Origin of the sequence: Micromonospora cynarisoli (assembly GCF_030518815.1) — a bacterium.
Lineage (GTDB): Bacteria > Actinomycetota > Actinomycetes > Mycobacteriales > Micromonosporaceae > Micromonospora > Micromonospora wenchangensis.
Map to the genome: position 1 here is coordinate 2,451,760 of NZ_CP130426.1, position 20,758 is coordinate 2,472,517.

At 73.6% G+C, this 20,758-nt stretch carries 15 protein-coding genes; 3 read left to right on the top strand and 12 right to left on the bottom strand.

Annotated elements, in window-relative coordinates:
- Nucleotides 1-163: 163 nt before the first annotated feature.
- From Q2K16_RS09955 to Q2K16_RS09980, 6 genes are all read right to left on the bottom strand, one after another.
- A complete protein-coding gene (locus Q2K16_RS09955; protein ID WP_302744910.1) occupies nt 164-1,843 on the bottom strand; it encodes a bifunctional 3'-5' exonuclease/DNA polymerase in 1,680 nt (559 codons plus the stop codon).
- Between the two features lie 109 nt (nt 1,844-1,952).
- Entirely contained in the window at nt 1,953-2,873 is a 921-nt protein-coding gene (locus Q2K16_RS09960) for a carbohydrate ABC transporter permease (protein ID WP_302744912.1), read from the bottom strand.
- Nucleotide 2,874: 1 nt separating this feature from the next.
- Entirely contained in the window at nt 2,875-3,783 is a 909-nt protein-coding gene (locus Q2K16_RS09965) for a carbohydrate ABC transporter permease (RefSeq protein WP_088645682.1), read from the bottom strand.
- Between the two features lie 20 nt (nt 3,784-3,803).
- Nucleotides 3,804-5,240: an N-acetylglucosamine/diacetylchitobiose ABC transporter substrate-binding protein gene (ngcE, locus tag Q2K16_RS09970; protein WP_302744914.1), complete on the bottom strand. Its 1,437-nt coding sequence runs from the start codon at nt 5,238-5,240 to the stop codon at nt 3,804-3,806.
- Between the two features lie 25 nt (nt 5,241-5,265).
- Nucleotides 5,266-6,015, bottom strand: a complete 750-nt coding sequence (locus tag Q2K16_RS09975; RefSeq protein WP_208570897.1) for a sugar isomerase domain-containing protein — start codon at nt 6,013-6,015, stop codon at nt 5,266-5,268.
- Complete coding sequence (locus Q2K16_RS09980; protein ID WP_302744918.1) at nt 6,012-6,959, bottom strand: MurR/RpiR family transcriptional regulator; 948 nt, start codon at nt 6,957-6,959, stop codon at nt 6,012-6,014. Before Q2K16_RS09980 ends, Q2K16_RS09975 begins: the two co-directional genes overlap by 4 nt.
- 201 nt (nt 6,960-7,160) lie before the next feature.
- On the opposite strand from Q2K16_RS09980, the gene Q2K16_RS09985 reads away from it, so the two are divergent.
- Complete coding sequence (locus tag Q2K16_RS09985) at nt 7,161-8,177, top strand: N-acetylglucosamine kinase (protein WP_302744920.1); 1,017 nt, start codon at nt 7,161-7,163, stop codon at nt 8,175-8,177.
- Between the two features lie 70 nt (nt 8,178-8,247).
- Here the strand turns inward: Q2K16_RS09985 and murD are convergent, their stop codons facing one another.
- Entirely contained in the window at nt 8,248-9,597 is a 1,350-nt protein-coding gene (gene murD / locus Q2K16_RS09990) for a UDP-N-acetylmuramoyl-L-alanine--D-glutamate ligase (RefSeq protein WP_302744921.1), read from the bottom strand.
- A gap of 86 nt (nt 9,598-9,683) precedes the next feature.
- Here murD and Q2K16_RS09995 point away from each other — a divergent pair, with 86 nt between their 5' ends.
- Nucleotides 9,684-11,033, top strand: coding sequence for a MurL-like N-terminal domain-containing (locus Q2K16_RS09995; protein ID WP_302744922.1), 1,350 nt, complete (start codon nt 9,684-9,686; stop codon nt 11,031-11,033).
- A gap of 267 nt (nt 11,034-11,300) precedes the next feature.
- Here Q2K16_RS09995 and Q2K16_RS10000 read toward each other — a convergent pair whose 3' ends face one another.
- From Q2K16_RS10000 to Q2K16_RS10010, 3 genes are all read right to left on the bottom strand, one after another.
- Nucleotides 11,301-12,986, bottom strand: a complete 1,686-nt coding sequence (locus tag Q2K16_RS10000) for a PucR family transcriptional regulator (RefSeq protein WP_489671871.1) — start codon at nt 12,984-12,986, stop codon at nt 11,301-11,303.
- A 121-nt stretch (nt 12,987-13,107) separates the two neighbouring features.
- A complete protein-coding gene (argG, locus tag Q2K16_RS10005) occupies nt 13,108-14,559 on the bottom strand; it encodes an argininosuccinate synthase (RefSeq protein ID WP_302744924.1) in 1,452 nt (483 codons plus the stop codon).
- Nucleotides 14,560-14,613: 54 nt separating this feature from the next.
- The gene (locus tag Q2K16_RS10010; protein WP_302744926.1) at nt 14,614-15,429 is read right to left on the bottom strand and encodes a TrmH family RNA methyltransferase; all 816 of its coding nucleotides are present in this window, start codon (nt 15,427-15,429) and stop codon (nt 14,614-14,616) included.
- Between the two features lie 127 nt (nt 15,430-15,556).
- Between Q2K16_RS10010 and Q2K16_RS10015 the strand changes: the two genes are divergently transcribed.
- The gene (locus tag Q2K16_RS10015; protein WP_302744927.1) at nt 15,557-17,389 is read left to right on the top strand and encodes a thiamine pyrophosphate-requiring protein; all 1,833 of its coding nucleotides are present in this window, start codon (nt 15,557-15,559) and stop codon (nt 17,387-17,389) included.
- Nucleotides 17,390-17,528: 139 nt separating this feature from the next.
- Here the strand turns inward: Q2K16_RS10015 and Q2K16_RS10020 are convergent, their stop codons facing one another.
- On the bottom strand, nt 17,529-19,694 hold the full coding sequence (locus tag Q2K16_RS10020) for a transglycosylase domain-containing protein (RefSeq protein WP_489671872.1): 2,166 nt from the start codon (nt 19,692-19,694) through the stop codon (nt 17,529-17,531).
- Between the two features lie 244 nt (nt 19,695-19,938).
- Entirely contained in the window at nt 19,939-20,700 is a 762-nt protein-coding gene (locus Q2K16_RS10025; protein ID WP_302744930.1) for a hypothetical protein, read from the bottom strand.
- Between the last annotated feature and the right edge of the window lie 58 nt (nt 20,701-20,758).

A 20,758-nucleotide genomic window follows, 5' to 3' on the forward strand; every position in this document is an offset into this window, starting at 1 on the left:
CCGATCCGTCCCGCCCCCCGTTTCGCCCCGCCCCGTTTCGCCCCGCCCCGTTTCGCCCCGGTGATCACGAGGTTCGCGTCAGATGTGCCGTTCGCGTTGACGCAAACCTCTTGATCACCGGGGGCGGGCGTCGCAACGGGGCCGGCTGAGGGGGTGGGATGGGTCAGGCCTGGGCGTAGGTGGTCACGGTGGCGAGGTCGAGGGGGAAGCGCACGGGGGTGGGGCCGAACAGCAGTGCCGAGGCGCGTGCTCCGGCGCGGCGGATCGCCTCGGCCACCGGGTCGGCCAGCTCGGCCGGGCAGTGCACGATCACCTCGTCGTGCTGGAAGAAGACCAGCTCCCCACCGACCCCGGCCAGCTCCCCCCGCAGGGAGGCGAGCAGCGTCGAGGCCCACTCGGCGGCGGTGGCCTGGATGACGAAGTTGCGGGTGAACCGGCCCCGGGAGCGGGCCGCCCGGGCCCGGGGCGAGCGCGGGTCCGCCCCGGCGTCCGGGTCCACCGGGGCGTCGTCACCGTCGCCGGACCCGACCGTCCCCGGCGGGCAGGTCCGGCCCAGCCAGGACCGGACCAGGCCGCCCGCCTCCCCGGTACGCGCCGCCGCCTCCAGGTAGCCGAAGGCGGTCGGATAGCTGCGCTTGAGCACCGCCAGGGCCGGCAGCGCCCCACCCCCGGTCTGCCCGTACATCGCGCCGAGCAGGGCGAGCTTGGCGCGGGCCCGGTCGCCGCCGAAGGAGTCCTGGGCCAGCGCCGCGTAGAGGTCCCCGGCCGCCCCGGCGGTGGCCAGCCGGGCGTCACCGGAGACCGCGGCGAGCACCCGGGGCTCCAACTGACCGGCGTCGGCCACCACCAGCCGCCAGCCCGGATCGGCCACCACCGCCCGCCGGATCACCTTGGGGATCTGCAACGCGCCGCCGCCCCGGGTGGCCCACCTGCCGGAGACCACCCCGGCGGGGACGTACTCCGGGCGGAACCGGCCGCCGGAGACCCACGCGTCCCGCCAGGCCCAGCCGTGCGCCGTCCAGATCCGGTACAGCTCCTTGTATTCGAGCACCAACGGGACGGCCGGATGGTCGACGCCGCGCAACACCCAGGCCCGGGTGTTGGGCAGCTGCACACCGACCCGGGCGAAGGCGCGCAGCAGCTCCGCCGAGGAGTCGACGTGCAGCTGCCGGACGCCGAACGCCTCGGCGACCCGGGCGGCCAACTCGGCCAGCCGCCGGGGCGGCCCACCCATCGGGGACGCCTCGCCCAGCAGCTCGGCGAGGATCTCGTCGTGCACGTCGGCGCGCCAGGGCAGCCCGACGGCGGCCATCTCCACCGCGATCAGCGCACCTGCCGACTCGGCGGCCACCAGCAGCCGGAACCGGCCGGGATGGGCGGTGGCGGCGACCCGGGCGAGCTGGTCGGCGTACACCCTGGTCAGGGCGTCGATGCCGGGGGCCGGCGGGCCGGCGACGGCCTCGAAGAGCGCGGCCTGCCCGTGGCCGGGCGGGGCGGCCGGCCGGGGCGGCGGGTCGGGTGGGACGGCGGCCCCGGTGAGCCGGGCGTACGCGGCGGCCAACGAGCGGGGCTCACCCCACCGGCCAGCATGGCCCAGCAGCAGCCCCTCGGTCAGCTCGATGTCGTGGCAGCGCTCGACCCGCACCCCGGCGCGCAGCAGGGCCGGGTAGAGCGTCGCACCGGATGCCCACACCCAGCGGGGGTGCTCGGCCGCCTCGCGGGCGGCCACGGCGGTGGGCAGGTCGTCGACCGGCTCGCCGGGCCCGGCCGGGTGACCGGCGGCGTCGAGGGGCTGGAGAACACCTCCGCCCCGCTCCCCCGCCGCCACCGCCAGCACCGCCACGGCCCGATTGTGCCCCGCCCCTGTGACACACCCGGCCCGGATCACCCGTCGGGGCGCTCCGGGCCACCGGCGGGGTGGCGGGGTGCGGTGACCCCGCCACCCCGACCTGTCACTTGACCGCGCCGGAGGTCAGGCCGGACTGGATCTGCCGCTGGAAGATCGCGTACACGATGATCATCGGGAGGATGGCGATGGTCAGGGCGGCGAACAGGCCGGACCAGTCGGCCTCGTAGCCGGCGTTGACCGAGATGTCGGCGATGCCCTGGGTGAGCACCCACTTGTCCTTGGCGTTGGAGAGCAGCACCAGGGGCAACTGGTACTGCGCCCACTGCCCGATGATGTTGAAGATCGCGACGCTGATCAGGCCCGGCTTCGCCATCGGCAGCATCACCTGGAAGAACAGCCTGGTGTGCGAGCAGCCGTCGATCATGCCGGCCTCGGCCACCGAGTTCGGCAACGTGCGGAAGAACGCGGCCAGGAAGAAGACGGTGAACGGCAGCGAGTAGGCGATGTAGACCAGGATCACGCCGGTGTGGGTGTCCAGCAGCCCCAGGTTGCGGACCACGAAGAACAGCGGCACCAGCGCCAGGAAGACCGGGAAGGCCAACCCGGAGACGAACAGGTAGTAGATCGCCCGGTTGCCCCGGAACTTGTACCGGGCCAGCACGTACGCGGCCATGGAACCGAACAGCATGGTGCCGAAGGTGCTGCACGACACCACGAAGACGCTGTTGAGGAAGTAGCGGCCGACGTGCGCCTTGGTCCAGGCCCGGCCGAAGTTCTCCCAGCGCAGCTCCGCAGGCAACGTCCACGGGCTGCTGAAGATCTCGCTGGTGTTCTTGAACGCGGCCAGGAACGTCCAGAGGATCGGCACGATGACGATCACCGCCCAGACGGCGAGCGCCACCTGACCGAGCCCGCTGAACAGTCGTACCTCGTGGTGCTCGCCCCGGCCCTTGCGGGTGCGGGGGGCGGGCCGGCCGGGCGGGGTGTCCGCCGCGGCCGGCGGCAGCGTCGTCTGTGTGGCCATCTCAGTACTCCACGCTTTCCCGCTTGGTCAACCGCAGCGTCAGCGCCGCGAACGTGAGGGTGAGGAAGAACAGCGCCACACCCATCGCCGAGGCGTAGCCGTACTTCGAGTAGACGAACGCGTTGCGGTAGATCTCCACCGCCAGCACCGTCGTCGCGCCGTCCGGGCCGCCGCTGTCCACCGAGAGCACCGCGACGATGGCGAACGCGTCGAACGCGGCGATGCCGAGGTAGACCCAGGCCACCTGGAGGGTGTCCCAGAGCAGCGGCAGGGTGACCCGGAAGAACAGCATCACCTTGCTCGCCCCGTCCATCTCGGCCGCCTCGTAGATCTCCCCCGGGATGGAGGCCATCCCGGCCGAGAAGAGCACCACGTAGAAGCCGACGGCCTGCCAGACCAGCACCGCGATGATCGACCACAGGGCCAGGTTCGGCCGGATCAGGAACAGCACCGGGTCCAGCCCGAGCTTCATCAGCACACCGTTGATCAGGCCGGACTCGTTGGGCCGGTACACCATCTGGAACAGCACCGCGATGATGGCCACCGCCAGGACCTGGGGGAAGAAGAACACCACCCGGTAGAACTTCGACCCCCGGACCCCCTGCCGCTGGCCACCCACGCTGCGCCCACCCACGTTGAGCAGGAAGGCGAAGAACAACGCGATGGCGATCGTGATCAGCGGCAGGGCAAGCAGCAGTACGCCGTGGTGCTGGACCGCCTGCCAGAAGCGCCCGTCGTCGAGCAGCCGCCGGTAGTTGTCGAAGCCCACCCACTGCGGGGCGGACAACCCCCGCCAGTTGGTCATCGAGATCTGGAACGCCTGCGCGTACGGTGCGATGACGAAGACCACGTACAGCGTGACCGGGGCGAACAGGAACCCGATCACGAATGGATACTTGCCGTGCCGCATGATCCCGCTTCTCCGATCGGTCAGCGCGTGAACTTGGCGACGGAGCTGTCCTTCTTGATGGCGTCGGCCCGCTTCTGGATCCGCTCCACGAAGGCGTCGGCCTTGATCCGGCCGAACATCAGCTCGTTGGTGGCGGTCCGCGCCTCGGTGTCCAACTCCTTGTACCAGCCGTCGAAGTACAGGTTGAACACGTCCTTGCCGGCGGCGGCGAGGGCGGCCTGGGAACTGGCAACGCCGGGCGGGAAGGCGAAGCCGGCGCTGCCGGCGGTGACCACGGTCGGGGCCTTGACCACCTCGGTGAAGCCCTTCGCCCCGGCGACCGAGAGCATCTGGCGCATGTACTCCAGGCCACCGCGCGGGTTCCTGCTCTTGGCCGAGACGAAGTAGCCCTCACCGGCGGTGGCCCGCACGGCGGTGGCCGGCAGCTTGTCCGAACCGGACAGGCTCGGCACCGGCATGAGCTGGTACTCGAAGCCGGCCGGGGTGTCCTTCTTCTGCTCGCCCTCCAGCCAGTCGCCGCTGGGGTAGAGGGCCAGCTTGTACTGGTTCTGCCGGAGCTGCACGTCGGTGTGCTTGAGCCCCTCGAAGCTCTTGTCGACGTACTTCGCGCCGATCTCCTCCCACGCCTGCGCCGCCTGCTTGACGGCGTCCTGTTGCCAGGCGCCGTCCTCCAGGTTGTCGATGTTCTTGAGCACGTCGGTGCCGCCGATCTTCGCGGCGTGGGTCAGGATCACGTTCCACTGGTAGTAGGCCGCGTTCGCCCCGGCGTAGCCGTACGGGGTGATGCCCTTGGCCTTGATGCCGTCGAGCAGGGCGGTGAACTCCGACCAGGTCTTCGCCGGCGCCCAGCCGTTCTCCTTGAACAGCTTGCCCGAGTACCAGATGCCGAAGACTGTGGAGACGTAGTACAGCACGTACGGCTTGCCGTTGAACGAGCCCGCCTCGACCGTGCCGGGCACGACGGTGTCGCGGACCTTCTTGTTCGGGTCGTCGACCGACGGGGCGTCCCACAGCTCGGTGAGGTCCATCAGCTGCCCGTCGGCCACCAGCGACCCGAAGTCGATCAGCTTCTCGCCGGAGTTGTTGACGAACTCCGGCGGGTTGCCCGAGGCGAACCGGGGCTGGAGGATGGTGGAGACCGCCTGGGTGGACTGGTGCTTGATCTCCGCCTTGGGGAACGCCTTCTTGTACAGCGGCTCGTGCACGTCGGTGGCGTACTTCTCGCCGTAGCCGCCGTTGAAGATGACCACCTCCAGCGGGGCGTCCTCGGCGACACCCAGCGGGTTGGCGGCGCTCTTGGCGCCCTCCTCGGCCTTGGTGGGGGTCTCGTCGGAGCCGCTGGTGGCGCAGGCGCCCAGCAGGCTGACCACCGGCGTGGCGAGCAGGCCCGCCGCGGCGGTCCGGCCCAGCAGGGTGCGCCGGCTCAGCGCGGCGGGGGTCTCGGGGGTATTCGACATCGTCGTCTCTCCTTGGGTGTCCGGGTCAGGCGGTCCGCCGGAGACGCCCGGCGTACCGCGACTCGAGGGCGAGGTTGTGCGCGTCCCCACCGGGGACGTTGGCGGAGAGGTAGATAGGGGGTACCTCTCCGGCCTGGTGGAACCGTCGGACGACCTCCGCGGTCACCAGTTGCGCCAGCAGCGCGGAGGTGACCGAGGAGACCGCACAGACCGCGCCGCCGCCCTCCAGCGGCAGCAGTGCGTCGCCGTACGGTGCGCCGTTGTCCAGCACGACGTCGGCGAGTTCGGCGAGTCGACGCCCGGACGGGTGGCGTGGCGCGACCCGTGCGGTGTGCGCGACCGAGGTGACCGCGATCAGCGGATGGCCGTGCCCGGTGACCAGCGTCGCCAGCTCGACCACCGAGCCGTTGATGCCGGACTGCGAGGCGATCAGGAAGACGTCGGCCGGCTGGGGCCGGGCCAGCGGGTAGAGCTGGTGGGCCACGGCCGGGTCGCGTTCCAGCTTGGGGTCGGTGAGCACGTCGCGCGGGGCGTCGCCGTGCAGCACCAGGTCGTGCAGGCCGATCCGGTTGGTGGGGACCAGGCCGCCGGCGCGGGCCACCAGTTCGGCGGCGAACGCCTCGGAGTGGCCGGCCCCGAACGCCTGGAGCACACCGCCGGCCCGCAGGCTGGTGGCGATCAGGTCGGCGGCCCGGCCGATCGCCTCGGCCTGGGTGTCGAGCAGCCGGTCGAGGACGGGCCGGACGGCCCGCGCGTACCCCTGGGCACTGATCATGAGGTGGTCCCCTTCGCGGCCTTGTGCCCCTGCACGGCCTGGGCGGTACGCCGGAAGGCCGCGTGGGCGCGGTCGTGGGTGCGCTGCGCCACGGCGATGTAGAGCAGGTCGAGCACGACGAGTTGGGGGTGCCGGGCGGACAGCGCGTCCGGCCGGAAGGTGGTGGCCTGGCTGGCGGTGAGCAGGACGATGTCGGCCAGTTCGGCAAGCGGCGAGCGCGGGAACCCGGTCAACGCCACGGTGGCGGCACCCCGGCTGCCCGCCTCGGCGAGCATCTCGATGGTCTCCCGGGTCTGCCCGGTGTGCGAGATGCCCAGCGCCACGTCGCCGGGGCCGAGTAGCGCGGCGCTGGCCAGCCCCTCGTGCACGTCGCTCCAGGCCCAGGCGGCGACCCCGATGCGGTGCAGGCTGAACTGCATCTCCTCGCCGACCAGCGCGCTGCCGCTGGCCCCGAAGATGTTGACCCGGGCGGCACCGGCGATGGCGACGGCGGCCCGTTCGACCTCGGCGAGATCGAGCAGGCTGGCGGTGTCGTGCATGGCCCGGGTGTCGGCGGCCATGATCTGGTCGAGCACCCGCTCCAGCGGGTCGCCGGGCTGGATCTCCCGGCCGATGTCGACGGTCCAGCCGGCCGACCGGGCCCGGCCGGTCTCGGAGGCGATGCCCAGGCGCAGGTCGGCGTAGCCGTCGAAGCCCATCGCCCGGCAGAACCGGGTGATGGTCGCCGGTGAGGTGCCGCTGCGCTCGGCCAGCTCGACGATGGTGGCGCGGGCTGCTGCCTCCGGATCGCTGAGCACCTGCTCGGCGACCCGGCGCAACGCTCCCGTCAACTCGCCGACGCCGGCCCGGACCCTGGCCAGCACCCCGTCCGCGCCGCGCCGGTCGACGGGCTCGGCATCGACCACCGCGGTCGCCGCGGTGGTGTCCGTCTCGAGCTCGGCCATCGACACGCCTTTCGGAAAAGAGTGTTAACTGTTAGTGGTAAAAGTTCTTACTGAAGGCCCCTTCCTGTCAAGACCATGGGCGAAGTTTTCAAACTGTTACCTGCCGCACGGCCCGCCGCCGACCCCCGGTCTTGCCCTGCGGCACCGCACCCACCAGCATGGACACCCCCACACCAGCGCACCCCGGGGAGGCCCGCCAGGATGTCCGCCACCGTCGTGGTCGGCCTCGACGTCGGGGGTACGTCCACCCGGGCCACCGCCCTGACCCTCACCGGCGAACGCCTCGGCACCGGCCGGGGCGGCGGCGGCAACCCCACCAGCCACGGCGCGGAACAGGCCGCCGCCGAACTGCTGACGGCGCTCCGCGGCGCGCTGCACGGCGTCGACCCGGCCCGGGTCCACGCCGGGGCGATCGGGCTCGCCGGGGCCGGCCGGCTGCGCGCCGACCCGGCCGGCCGGGCCACCTTCGACCGGGCCTGGACGGAGGCCGGCCTACGCTGCCCGTACGCGGTGCACGGCGACGCCCTCGTCGCCTACGCCTCCGGCACCGCCGCCACCGACGGCACCATCCTGATCGCCGGCACCGGCGCGATCGCCGCCCAGGTGCGCGACCTGCGGCTGGACCGGATCGCCGACGGGCACGGCTGGCTGCTCGGCGACGCCGGCTCCGGCTTCTGGCTGGGCCGCGAGGCGGTCCGGACGCTCCTGGCCGACCTGGACGCCGGCACCGCACCCGGCCCGCTCGGCCGGCGGCTGCTCGGCGACCTGATCGGCGCGACCGGGGTGGCCGCCCGCCCCCGGGACACCGTCGACGCGGTGGTCCAGGCGGTCACCCGCCGGCCGCCGGTCGCCCTGGCCCGGCTCGCGCCACTGGTCGTCGACGCCGCCGTCGCCGGTGAGCCGGTGGCGACCGGGCTGCTCCACCGGGCCGCCGCCCACCTGGTCGACAGCGCCGCCCGGGTCCGCCCGGCCGACGCGGCGACCCCGGTGGTGCTCGGCGGCGGGCTGCTCACCGGCCACACCCCGCTCGGCGCGGCGGTCCGCACCGAGGCCGGCCGCCGCTGGCCGGACGCCCCGGTCCAGCCGGCCGGGGACGGCGCGGCGGGCGCCGCCTGGCTGGCCGCCCGCACCCTGCCCGAGGTCACCGACCCGGTGGCCCTGCACACCCTCCTCGTCCCGTCGGCCGACCGACCCCCCACCGGTCGACCTGCCCCCTGATCGTTGTCGGTCAGGCAGCGTGCCCCGGCCGGGTCCGGCCGGCGCAACCGGGCGGCGCGGGCGGGCGGGGTCAGCCTGCGGCGGTGGCCCGGATCGCCTCGGCGAACACCTCGGAACGGTGCTCGAAGTTGCGGAACCGGCCGTAGCTGGGCGCCGCCGGGGACAACAGCACCACCCCGTCGGGCGGGGTCACCACCCGCGCCAACCGGACCGCGTCCGCCAGGTCGTCCACCACCTCGGTACGCACCGCCGGCAGCCCGGCCAGCGCCGCCACGATCCGGGGGCCGCTGTCCGGGATTCCGATCACGGTCAGCTCCCGCTCGGCCAGATGGGTGGCCAGCGGCGTGTAGTCCAACCCCCTGTCGGTGCCCCCGACGATCACCGTCAACGGCCGCCCGTCGTACGCGTCGATCGCGTGCATCGCCGCGTACGGGCTGGTGGCGAGCGTGTCGTCGACGAAGGTCAGGCCGGACGGGTCGACGATCTCGGTGAGCCGGTGGGCCAGCCCGTGGAACCCGGCGACCGCCACCGCCAGGGTGTCCTTGTGGGCGACGACGTCCACGCCGACCGCGTCGAGTACGGCGAGCGCCACGCAGAGGTTGCCCGCGTTGTGCCGGCCGACGAGCGGCAGCACCCCCCTGGCGAACAGCGGCTGGTCGCCGAGGTGGAACCAGTCGGTGCCGTCCGGGCCGGTGGCGACGTGCACACTGTCGGGCAGGCCGGCGCGTACCGCCGCCCGGTCGCCCAACTCCAGGGCGAGGCGGGGATCGTTGCCGTTGACCACCACCGTGCGCGGGCCGTACGCGATCAGGTTCAGCTTGTCGCGGTAGTACTCGGCCTCACCGCCGTGCGCGTCCAGGTGCTCCGGGAACAGCGCGGTGACCACCGCCACCCGGGGCGAGTCGGCCAGGTCGCTGCACTGGTAGCTGGACAGCTCCAGCACGTACAACTCGGCCTCGGGCAGGTCGAGGGTGGGCACGCCGATGTTGCCACCCAGCACGTTGGGCCGGTCCACCGCCGCGAGCAGGTGGCTGATCAGGCTGGACGTGGTCGACTTGCCCTTGCTGCCGGTGACCCCGATCGTCCGGTCGGCGTGGTCGGCCATCCACAGGGCGGTGCCCTGGGTCACGGTCACCCCCCGCGCCCGCAGCTCGACCAGCCACGGGTGGGTGTTGGGCACCCCCGGCGACCGGACGACGATCTCGGCGGCGGCCAGCAGGGCGAACCCCTCCTCCCCGGTGACCAGCGGCGCGGCCTCGGCGAGCGGACCCTCCCAGGCCACGCTGAGGAAGTTCGCGCTGTCGTCGACGGCGACCAGGTCGGCCGGGCCGTGCGCGGCGATGGCGGTCACGGCGGCGCGGCCCTCCCGGCCGGCCCCCCAGACGGCGACGGTACGGCCGCGCAGATCGGACAGGCGCACGAACTCTCCCTCGGATGTCGACGGTCGGGCCGGTCCGCTCCCGGCACAGCGGACCCGGCCGGACGAACCAGGGCCTAGTATGGCGTGTGCCCAACGAGCAGCTCCGGCGGATGGACGCCTTCACCTTCCCGTCGTACTCGTTCGACCCCGCCACCGGCGCGGCGTCGTTCGACTACCTCCTGACCGGCCCCGACGGCGAGCAGCGGTTCACCGAGGTGATCACGCTGCCGGTGCCGGCCGCGCCGCCGTCGGCGCAGACGCTGGCCACCCTGGGCCGGGTCCTGGAACTGCTGCACGTGGTGGCCGGGGTCAGCTACTACAAGGCCGCCGCCCCGCCGCGCCTGGTGCTGCCGACGCCGCTGGGCGGGGCCGCCACCGCGCTGGTCACCGCCGTCTACACCAAGGGCCTCGCCGAGTACGCCTACCGCAACCAACTCCCGCACGTGCTGGAACTGCGTCCCGAGGTGCCGGCCGGCGAGGTCCCGCCACCCCGGGTGTACGACGACTCCGACCGGCGACCGCTGTCGGCCGTCGGCGGGGGCAAGGACTCCATCGTCAGCCTGGAGGCGCTGCGCCGGGGCGGCTTCGACCCGGTGCCGTTCTCGGTCAACCCCAACCACGTGATCGTCGCGGTGAACGAGGCGTCCGGGCTGCCGGCGCTGGCCGCCCGGCGACGGCTCGACCCGGTGCTGTTCGACCTGAACGCCGCCGGGGCGCGCAACGGGCACATCCCGGTCACCGCGATCAACTCGCTGATCGCGGTCGCCACCGCCGTGCTGCACGGGCTCGGGCCGGTGGTGATGTCCAACGAGCGCTCCGCGTCCGACCCGAACCTGATCTGGAACGGTCACGAGATCAACCACCAGTGGTCCAAGGGGGTCGAGGCCGAGGGGCTGCTGCGGGCGGCGCTGGCCGGGCACGCGGGGCTCACCGAACCGTACTTCTCGTTGCTGCGCCCGCTGTCGGAGCTGCACATCGCCCGGCTGTTCGCCACCATCGACCGGTACGACGCGGTGGTGACCAGTTGCAACGCCGCGTTCAAGCTGCGTGACGCCAGCGCCCGCTGGTGCCGCGACTGCCCGAAGTGCCGGTTCGTCTTCCTCGCCATGGCCCCGTTCATGACCCGCGAGCGGGTGGTCGGCATCTTCGGCGGTGACCTGCTGGCCGACGAGACGCAGATCCCCGGCTACCGGGAACTGCTCGGCGTGGACGGGCACAAGCCGTTCGAGTGCGTCGGCGAGGTGGAGGAGTCGGTGGTGGCGTTGAGCCTGCTGGCCGCCCAGGACCAGTGGCGCGACGCCCCGGTGGTCCGTGCCCTGGTCGACGCGGTCCCCGCCGCCGCCTGGTCGACGGCGGCCACCTCCGACGTCTTCACCCCGGCCGGCCCCCACCACGTCCCCGCCGCCTACGCCAAAACCCTGGACACCCTGACCTGACCCGCCCCCCGCCGGCACCACCCGTCTCCCGCCACCTCACCCGGCCCCCATCTCCCCGGTGATCAAGAGGTTCGCGTCACTGGGGCGGCGACATCTGACGCATTCTTCTTGATCACGGTGAACCTGCCGGCCGACCGGACGGTGATCAAGAGGTTGGCGTCACCCGGGCTACGAAATCTGACGCATTTCTCTTGATCACCGGGCACAGGCCAGGCGGGCGTGGGTCGGGCGGGCACAGGCCGGAGGGGTGGCGGGGCGGGGGGCGCGTCAGGGGGTGCGGATGGCGTCGAGGGCCAGGAGGGCGACGTGCAGGGAGAGGCAGGCTTCGACCGAGTCGAGGTCGACGCCGAGGATGCGGCCGATCCGGGCCAGCCGTTCGTAGAAGGCGGGGCGGGACAGGTGCGCGGCGACCGCGCCGGCCGACTTGTTGCGGCCCTGCTCCAGGTAGGCGCGCAGGGTGCCGAGCAGCTGCTCCCGGGGGTGCTGGGCGTCGTGGGCCAGCAGCGCGCCGAGTTCCCGTTCGACGAAGGTCTGCAACCGGGGCTCGTCGCGCAGCAGGTGCAGCAGGCCGGCCAGCCCGACGTGCGGCAGCCGGAAGACCGGCAGGTCACGGCTGTCCCGGCGGGCGGCCTCGGCGACCTGGCGGGCCTCGACCAGCGACCGGCGTACCTCCCGCAGGCTCGCCACCCCGGATCCGGCGGCGATGAGCACGCGGGCCGGCTGGTCGCCGTGTCGGCGGCGCAGCGCGGCGGCGAACGCGGCGAGCGCGCGGTCCTCGGCGGCGGCGTCCGGCAGGGCGAGCAGGACCCCCACCGCCTGGTCGTCGACGGGGCTGGTCAGGCCGGCCAGTTTCGCCTCCCGTAGCGCCTGGCCGACCGCCTCGGCGAGGTCACGCAGCCGGGCCGGGCCGGCCTCGGCGGCGTCGGCCGGGCCGCTCTCGCCCGGTCCGCAGTGTTCGGCCGGGGTGTCGCGGCGGAGCCGGACCATGACGCCGATCAGGTGCCGACGCTCCAGGGGCACTCCCAGCGCCCGCGCCCGCAACGCGATCTCGTCCACCGGTCGGGAGTGGTCGAGCAGGGCGGTGAGCAGGGTGTGGTGCAGTTGCCGTTCCAGCCCTTCGGCGTCGCGGCGGATCAGCCGACCGAGCGCCAGGGTCGAGGCGGCCCGCTCCACCAGGATGGTCAGCCGGGTGGGTGGCGTGCCGACGGGCCGGCCGTCGCCGAGGCCCGCCCGCGCCGGCCAGCGCAGCAGCAGCCGACCCCAGTCCTGTCCGCGTGCGCCGACGGTCGTGACCAGCCAGCCGCTGTCGCTGTCGTACGCGGTGCGCCCGGCGGGACGCAGCCGTCGGGAGTGCTGCTCCCAGCCGTCCAGCAGCAGTGCGGCGTTCTCCCCCGCCGGGTCGTAGGCGAGCACCTGCCGGGACAGGTTCTCCAGCACCACCGGGCAGCCGGCCAGCGTGGCGGCCTGCCGGACCACCTCGGCGGCCCCGGCACCTTCGACGGACAGTTCGGTGAAGCGTTGGTGGATCTCCTCGGCGGCCCGCAGCTCGTGCAGTTGGGCGTCGACGATCAGGGCGTGCACCGCCTCGGTGATCCGCACGAACGGGGTGGCCCGGCGCAGCTCGACCAGGGGCAGCCCGCGCCGGGCGGCGGCCACGGCCATCACCCGGGGCACCTCGGTCGGGTAGCGGCGGCCCAGTTCGACCACGAGTCCGGAGACACCCACCGCGGCGAGGTCGCCGATGAAGGCGCGCAGCCCGACGTCGTCGGCGGGCAGTCCGATGCCGGTGGTGAGCACGAGTTCGCCCCCGCCGAGGAGGGTGGCGATGTCGGGCACCTCCGCCACGTGCACCCAGCGCACCGGGCGGTCCAGGCCGGTCTCCCCGGCGACCAGCCGGGGGGCGCCGTGGCGGACCGGGTCCAGCGCGAGCACCTCACGGACGGTAGGGAACACGGGCGACACGCTACCCTCGGTGATCCCGGGTCCCGCCATCCACCGTCCGTCGCCGCCCGGACGACGAGGGCGGCCCCGCCGGCCGGGGCGGTGACCCCCGTCCCGGCCGGCGACGCGACTGTCAGTCGACGCCGAACTCCATCGCGGCCCGGTCGAGGGCCTCCTCGTCGGGGGTGGCGACGCCCCGGGAGGCGATGGCTTCCGCGCCGCCCTGCGGCATCGCCCCGATCAGCCCGGTCGAGGCGGCCTGGGCCGCGCCGACCGCCCGCTGCGGGGCTGCCCCGCCGACCAGGCCGAGGGTGGCGTACTGCTCCAGCTTGGCCCGCGAGTCGGCGATGTCGAGGTTACGCATGGTCAGCTGGCCGATCCGGTCGGACGGGCCGAAGGCCGAGTCCTCGGTACGCTCCATCGACAGCTTGTCCGGGTGGTAGCTGAACGCGGGGCCGGTGGTGTCCAGGATCGAGTAGTCCTCGCCCCGGCGCAGCCGCAGGGTCACCTCACCGGTGACGGCGGTGCCCACCCAGCGCTGCAACGACTCGCGCAGCATCAGCGCCTGCGGGTCGAGCCAGCGGCCCTCGTACATCAGCCGGCCGAGGCGGCGGCCCTCGTGGTGGTAGTTCGCCAGGGTGTCCTCGTTGTGGATGGCGTTGACCAGCCGCTCGTACGCGGCGTGCAGCAGCGCCATGCCGGGGGCCTCGTAGATGCCCCGGCTCTTGGCCTCGATGATCCGGTTCTCGATCTGGTCGGACATGCCCAGGCCGTGCCGGCCGCCGATGGCGTTGGCCTCCAGCACCAGGTCGACGGGGCTGCCGAACTCCTTGCCGTTGATCGTCACCGGCCGGCCCTGGTCGAAGCCGATGGTGACGTCCTCGGTGGGGATCTCCACGGACGGGTCCCAGAACCGGACCCCCATGATCGGGCTGACCGTCTCGATGCCGGTGTCGAGGTGCTCCAGGGTCTTCGCCTCGTGGGTGGCGCCCCAGATGTTGGCGTCGGTGGAGTACGCCTTCTCGGTGCTGTCCCGGTAGGGCAGGCCGCGTTCCAGCAGCCACTCCGACATCTCCTTGCGGCCACCGAGTTCGGTGACGAAGTCGGTGTCCAGCCACGGCTTGTAGATCCGCAGTTGCGGGTTGGCCAACAGGCCGTAGCGGTAGAACCGCTCGATGTCGTTGCCCTTGAAGGTCGAGCCGTCGCCCCAGATCTGCACGTCGTCGGAGATCATCGCCCGGACGAGCAGGGTCCCGGTCACCGCCCGGCCCAGCGGCGTGGTGTTGAAGTAGGCCCGGCCGCCGGAACGGATGTGGAAGGCACCGCAGGTCAGCGCGGCGAGGCCCTCCTCGACCAGGGCGGCGCGGCAGTCGACCAGGCGGGCGACCTCGGCACCGTAGCTGAGCGCACGACCGGGCACCGAGTCGATGTCGGGCTCGTCGTACTGGCCGATGTCGGCGGTGTAGGCGCACGGGACGGCGCCCTTGTCGCGCATCCACGCGACCGCGACCGAGGTGTCGAGGCCGCCGGAGAAGGCGATGCCGACACGTTCGCCGATGGGCAGGGAGGTGAGAACCTTGGACACAGGGAAGATTATGCACCTGCCCGCATTCTCATGCAAATAGCCGGTGGTCGGTGGCTACCCGTCGACCGGGTCGTCCCGACCCAGCTCCCAGAACGCCACCGCCGCCGCGGCGGCCACGTTCAACGAGTCCACGCCGCGCCGCATCGGGATCACCACCCGCACGTCGCTGGCCGCCTGCGCCGCCCCGGTCAGCCCGGGGCCCTCCGCGCCCAGCAGCAGCGCCGCCCGCCCCCGCTGCGCCGGGGTCAACCGCTGCACCGGTACGGCGTCCGCCGCCGGCGTCATCGCGAGCACCGTGAAACCCGCCGCGCGTACCTCGTCCAAGCCGGCCGGCCAACGTTCCAGCTTCGCGTACGGCACGGCGAACACCTCCCCCATGCTGACCCGCACGCTGCGCCGGTAGAGCGGATCGGCGCAGGACGGCGAGAGCAGCACCGCGTCGATACCGAGCGCGGCGGCCCCCCGGAAGATCGCCCCGAGGTTGGTGTGGTTGTTGATGTCCTCCAGGATCACCACCCGGCGGGCGGCGGCCAGCACCTCGGCGGCGGTGGGCAGGGGCTTGCGGTGGAACGAGGCGAGCACGCCCCGGTGGACGTGGAAGCCGGTCGCCTTCTCCAGCACGTCGGGGGTGGCCGCGTAGACCGGGGCGGCCCCGGTGTCCAGGTCGGCGAGCTGGTCGACCCGCTTGGCGTCGACCAGGTAGGACCGGGCGGGATAGCCGGCCCGCAACGCCCGGCGCAGCACCAGCTCCCCCTCGGCGATGAACAGCCCGTGCGGGGGTTCCCAGCGGGTACGCAGCTCGACGTCGGTCAACGCCCGGTAGTCGGCGATCCGGACGTCGTCGGGGTCGGTGATCTCGTGAACGGGCACCGCCCGATTCTGCCGGTTCCCCCGGCGCGCGCCCGACCCGGTCGGGTCATACCCGGGCGACCGGGTTTCCCCCGGCGTGACGCGGGAAGGGGGGCGGGAAGCGGACTCGACCGGAGGGACCACCACGATGAGCGCAGCGGGCACCACCGACGGCCGGTTGCCGAGGAACGCCACAGTCGCCGACCACATCGTGGCCCGCCTCGCCGAGTGGGGGGTGCACCGCTACTTCGGCTACCCGGGCGACGGCATCAACGGGATGACCTCCGCCCTGCAACGGGCCGGCGACCGGGTGGAGTTCGTCCAGGTACGCCACGAGGAGACCGCCGGCTTCGCCGCCAGCGCGCACGTCAAGTACGGCGGCGGCCCGCTCGGCTGCGCCCTGGCGACCAGCGGCCCCGGCGCGATCCACCTGCTCAACGGCCTCTACGACGCCAAGCTCGACCACCAGCCGGTGGTGGCCCTGGTCGGCAACACCGCGCTCACCGCCGAGGGCGGCGGCTACTACCAGGAGGTCGACCTGCTCGCCCTCTACAAGGACGTGGCCGGGGACTTCCTGGCCCAGCTCGACGACCCGTCCCAGGTGCGGCACCTGGTGGACCGGGCCTGCCGCACCGCGCTGTCCCGCCGTACGGTGACCGCGCTCGTGCTCCCGCTGGACGTGCAGGATGAGCCGGCGGTGCCGGACCCGCCGCACGCACACGGCTACTACCACACCAGTGCGACCCCCAGCAGCATGCCGACGGTGCCGCCGGAGGCGGAGCTGCGCCGCGCCGCCGACGTGCTGCGCGGCGGCGAGCGGGTGGCGATGCTGGTCGGCCAGGGTGCGCTGGGCGCCGAGGCGGAGGTACGCCTGATCGCCGACCGGCTGGGCGCCGGGGTGGCCGCCGCGCTGCTCGGCTTCACCGCCGTCGACCACCGCGAACCGTGGGTGACCGGGGCGATCGGGCTGCTCGGCACCCGGCCGAGCTGGCAGCTCATGCAGGAGTGCGACCGACTGCTGATCGTCGGCAGCAACATGCCGTACTCGGAGTTCTATCCGCCCCAGGGGCAGGCCCGCGCGGTGCAGATCGACCTGGACGGCACCCGGATGGGGCTGCGCTACCCGACGGAGGTCAACCTGACAGGCGACGCCGGCCCGACCCTGCGGGCGCTGCTGCGGGAGCTGGGCGACGGGCCCGCGCCGACGGCCTGGCGGGCGACGATCGCCGACGCCACCTCGGGGTGGCGGCAGGCCCAGGCGGAGCTGGCCGGGCAGCCCGCGCACCCGGTGAACCCGCAGCTGCTGTTCCACACCCTCGACGACGCGCTGCCCGACGACGCGATGATCGCGGTGGACTGCGGCACCGCCACCGCCTGGTACGCCCGCCACCTCCAGGTTCGCCCCGGCATGCTGGCCAGCCTCTCCGGCACCCTGCTGTCGATGGGCGGGGCCATGCCGTACGCCCTGGCGGCGAAGTTCGCCCACCCGGACCGTCCGGTGGTCGCGTTGATCGGCGACGGGGCGATGCAGATGAACGGGGTCAACGAGTTGATCACCGTGGCGAAGAACTGGCGGCGCTGGGCCGACCCGCGTTTCGTGGTGCTGGTGCTCAACAACCGGGATCTGGCGTTCGTCAGCTGGGAACAGCGGTCCACCGAGGGCACCCCGCGCTATCCGACCAGCCAGGACCTGCCGGACGTGGCGTACCACCGGTGGGCCGAGGTGTTGGGCCTCGACGGCGTGCTGGTCGACTCCCCCGACCAGGTCGACGGCCTGTGGCGGCGGGTGCTGACCGCCGACCGTCCGGTGGTGGTGAACGCGGTGGTCGACCCGGCGGAGCTGATGCTGCCCCCGCACTTCACCCTCGACCAGGCCCGCAAGACGGCGGCGGCCCTGCTGCGCGGCGACACCGACCGGGCCGGCATCGTCCGCCGGGGCATCCCCGCCACTCTGGCCACCTACCGCCCCCGTCGCCGCTGACCCGCCCGCCCCGCCCGGTCGTTGGGCGCGATGCCGGGGCAACAGCGGCATCGCGCGGGGCGGACACCGCCGTTCCGCCGACCTGGCGTCGATCGATCAGGGCCCGCCCGGGTCGAGCCGGCACCGGGGCGACAGCGGGTCAGCCCCGGCGGTTCTGGAGCCAGCGGAGCAGGTCCGAGGGGAAGTTCTGGTCCTCCTGCCCCGGGGCGCGGGGGGACGGGCGGGGCGCGGGGCGTTGCGGGTTGCCGGCGAGTTCGCGGCTGGGGGCGGTGAAGTCACGGACCGGCTGGCCGTCCACGGCGGTACGGATGGTCCGGGCGACCGCGGTGATCACCTCACCCTGCACGGCCGCGCCGACCGCGTCGCTCGGGTCGTCGGGGTTGGCGGCGATGCCGGCGACCGCCACCTGCGGGGTGAACCCGACGAAGGTCTCGGTGGCGTTCTTCTCCGAGCTGCCGGTCTTGCCGGCCACCGGGCGGCCGACGATCCGGTCCACCCCGCCGGCGGTGCTGCCGTTGCACTGCCCGTACGCCGACTGCTGGCCGACCGGGCAGCGGGCCGCGTCGGTGGCGGCCCGCGCCACGTCCGCCGACAGCACCTGCCGGCAGGCCGGCTGGCCGACCGGCACGGTCGAGCCATCCGGGCCGGTCACCGACACCACAGGCGTCGGCGCGCAGTACGTCCCCTCGGCGGCCACCGTCGCGTAGGCGTTGGCCAGGTCGAGCGGGGTGGTGGCGGACACCCCCAGGGTGAACGCCCCCCAGTTGTCGGCGTCGTGCGCGGCGAGGTCGGCGTCGGTGCGGGCCCGGAAGGTGATCCCGAGGCGCTGCGCCATCTCCACCACCTTGGCCGGGCCGACCTGCTCCTCCAGCCAGACGAAGTAGGTGTTCACCGAGCGGCCGAAGCCGTCCCACATCATCCGGTAGCCGTCCATCCGCGCCGGGTTGGCGTTCGCCGGGCACCACCTGCCACCACAGGATGCCTCGCCCTCGGCGGGGAACCGGGTGGTCAGCCGGCTCGGCGAGTCGAATCCGGTGGACAGGGTACGGCCGTTCTCCAGCGCGGCCAGCATGGTGAACAGCTTGAACGTCGAGCCGGCCTGGTAGCCGGCGATGCTGCCGCCGCCGGAGACCAGCGGGTTGACGGTCTGCCCGTCGCCCACCCCGTACTCGCGGTTGACGGCCAGGGCGAGCACCCGGCCGGTGCCGGGCTCGACGGCGGCGATCGGCAGCGCGCGGGCCTCGTCGGCGGAATAGACCTTGCGGGCCTCGGCGGCGGCGGTGGCCTGGACGTCCGGGTCGAGGGAGGTGACCACCGTGTAGCCGCCCCGGCGCAACGCCTGCTCCCGCTCCTGCGCGGTCGCCCCGAAGGCGGGCTGCTCCAGCCACCAGCGGCGCAGGTAGTCGCAGAAGAAGCCGGCGTCGGCGGTGACCGTGGCGGTGCAGCCGTTGGGCTGGACGGTGGCGTGCAGGGTCAACTGCTCGGCGCGGGCCTCGTCGGCCGCGGCGGCGGTGATCGCGCCGGTGGCGACCATCGAGTCGAGCACGTAGCCGCGCCGCTGAAGGGCCGCCTCCCGGTCCCCGTCGATCGGGCTGTACGCGTCGGGCGACTGGACCAGTCCGGCGAGCAGCGCCGACTCGGCGAGCGTCAGGTCGGCCGGCGACTTGCCGAAGTAGCGCTGGCTGGCGGCGGCGACCCCGTACGCGCCGGAGCCGAAGTAGGCGATGTTGAGGTAGCGGTTGAGGATCTCGTCCTTGCTGAGCGTCTTCTCCAGTTCGGTGGCGTACCGGATCTCCTGGAGCTTGCGCCCGACGGTCTGCTCGGTGGCCGCCTGCCGCTCCTCGGCGCTCCGGCTGGGGTCGCTCTTGAGCACGTTGCGCACGTACTGCATGGTGAGCGTGGAGCCGCCCTGGGCGGTGCCGCCGCCGGTGACGTTGGCGACCAGGGCGCGGGCCATGCCGCGCAGGTCGGCCCCGCCGTGGGAGTAGAAGCGGCGGTCCTCGGCGGCGACGATCGCCGCCCGCAGCGTCGGGGCGATCTCGGCCAGCGGCACGTCCGTGCGGTTGACGTCGTAGAACGTGGTGAGCAGCGTCTTACCGTCGTTGGCGTAGAGGTAGGAACGCTGCGGGGTGGCCGGGGTGCGCAGTGCCGCCGGCAGGTCGTCGAACCCCCCGAGCACCGCCCTGGTGGCGAACCCCGCGAGCAGGTTGCCCGGCAGCGCGGCGACCGCGAGGACCAGGCCGGCCAGCAGGCCGGCGAGCAGCACGGTGAGCAGCCGCGCCAGCGGCGTCCGGGGTGAGGACATGCGGGTAAGCATTGCCACCGCGCGGGACAGCAGCCCACTCCGGCACCCGATTGTCAGGTAACTCACCGTGACCTGCCAGCGACTTCCCCGTCCCGCTGCCCTGCCATCCCCGTCCGTCCGGTCCATCCCGTCTCTCCCCCCGGCTCGGCCATCAAGAGGTTTGGGCGCGTCCCGTCCGGATTCCTGACCCGAAGCTCTTGATCACCACGGCGGGCCGGGCGGGCGCGGGGCGGGCGGGGCGGGGTCAGGGGGTGGTGACGCTGGCGGTGGCGGCGTCGCGGGCGACGGTGGCCGGCACGAGACGGCCGGAGCGGTAGCCGATGCCGATGCCGGCGACCAGCACGAAGATCGCCCCGAAGGTCTGCAACGGGCCGACCAGCGCGCCGCCGAGGCCGAGCAGGGGGGCGGCGATCATCAGCATCACCCCGTCGCCGATCGCGAACGCCCCGGACCGGGCCACCGCCCAGCCGGTGAGCAGCCAGCCGGCGGTGTAGCAGGTGGCGCCGAGCAGCACCAGCATCCGGGCGGTGGTGCCGAAGACGGGGGTCTGCGCGGCCAGGCCGGCGAAGGGCAGCATCAGCACCGTACCGCCGATGCTGGTCAGCAGGCCGGCCACCGCGCCCCGCCGGCTGCGGGTGGCGGCGAGCAGGCCGGTGAGCGCGAGCAGGGCGAGCAGGCCCAGCCAGATCGCCGCCACCCAGCCGAGCAGGTAGAGCGGCTGGCCGTCGGCCGGGTAGGGGTCGTTGCCGACCCCGCCGTCGCTGGCCATCGCCACCGTGCCGGAGAGCACCGCGTAGGCGGGCAGCAGCCAGACCGCGGCGCGGGCCAGCCGGCGCAGCGACCAGGCCCAACTGGCGTCGGTGGCTGGCGCGGCCGGCCCGGGGTCGCCGACGAAGGGCAGCACCCCGAAGCCGCCGCCGGTCCGCCGGGTGCCCAGCGGCCCGGCCGGGTCGTGTGCGCCGGGAACGGGGGTACGGGAGAACAGCCGCTGCGCCGGGTCCTTCATGCCTCACCTCGTCCGCTCCGCCGGGCGACGCCGGCTGCCTGCACGGGCGGCCCGCAGG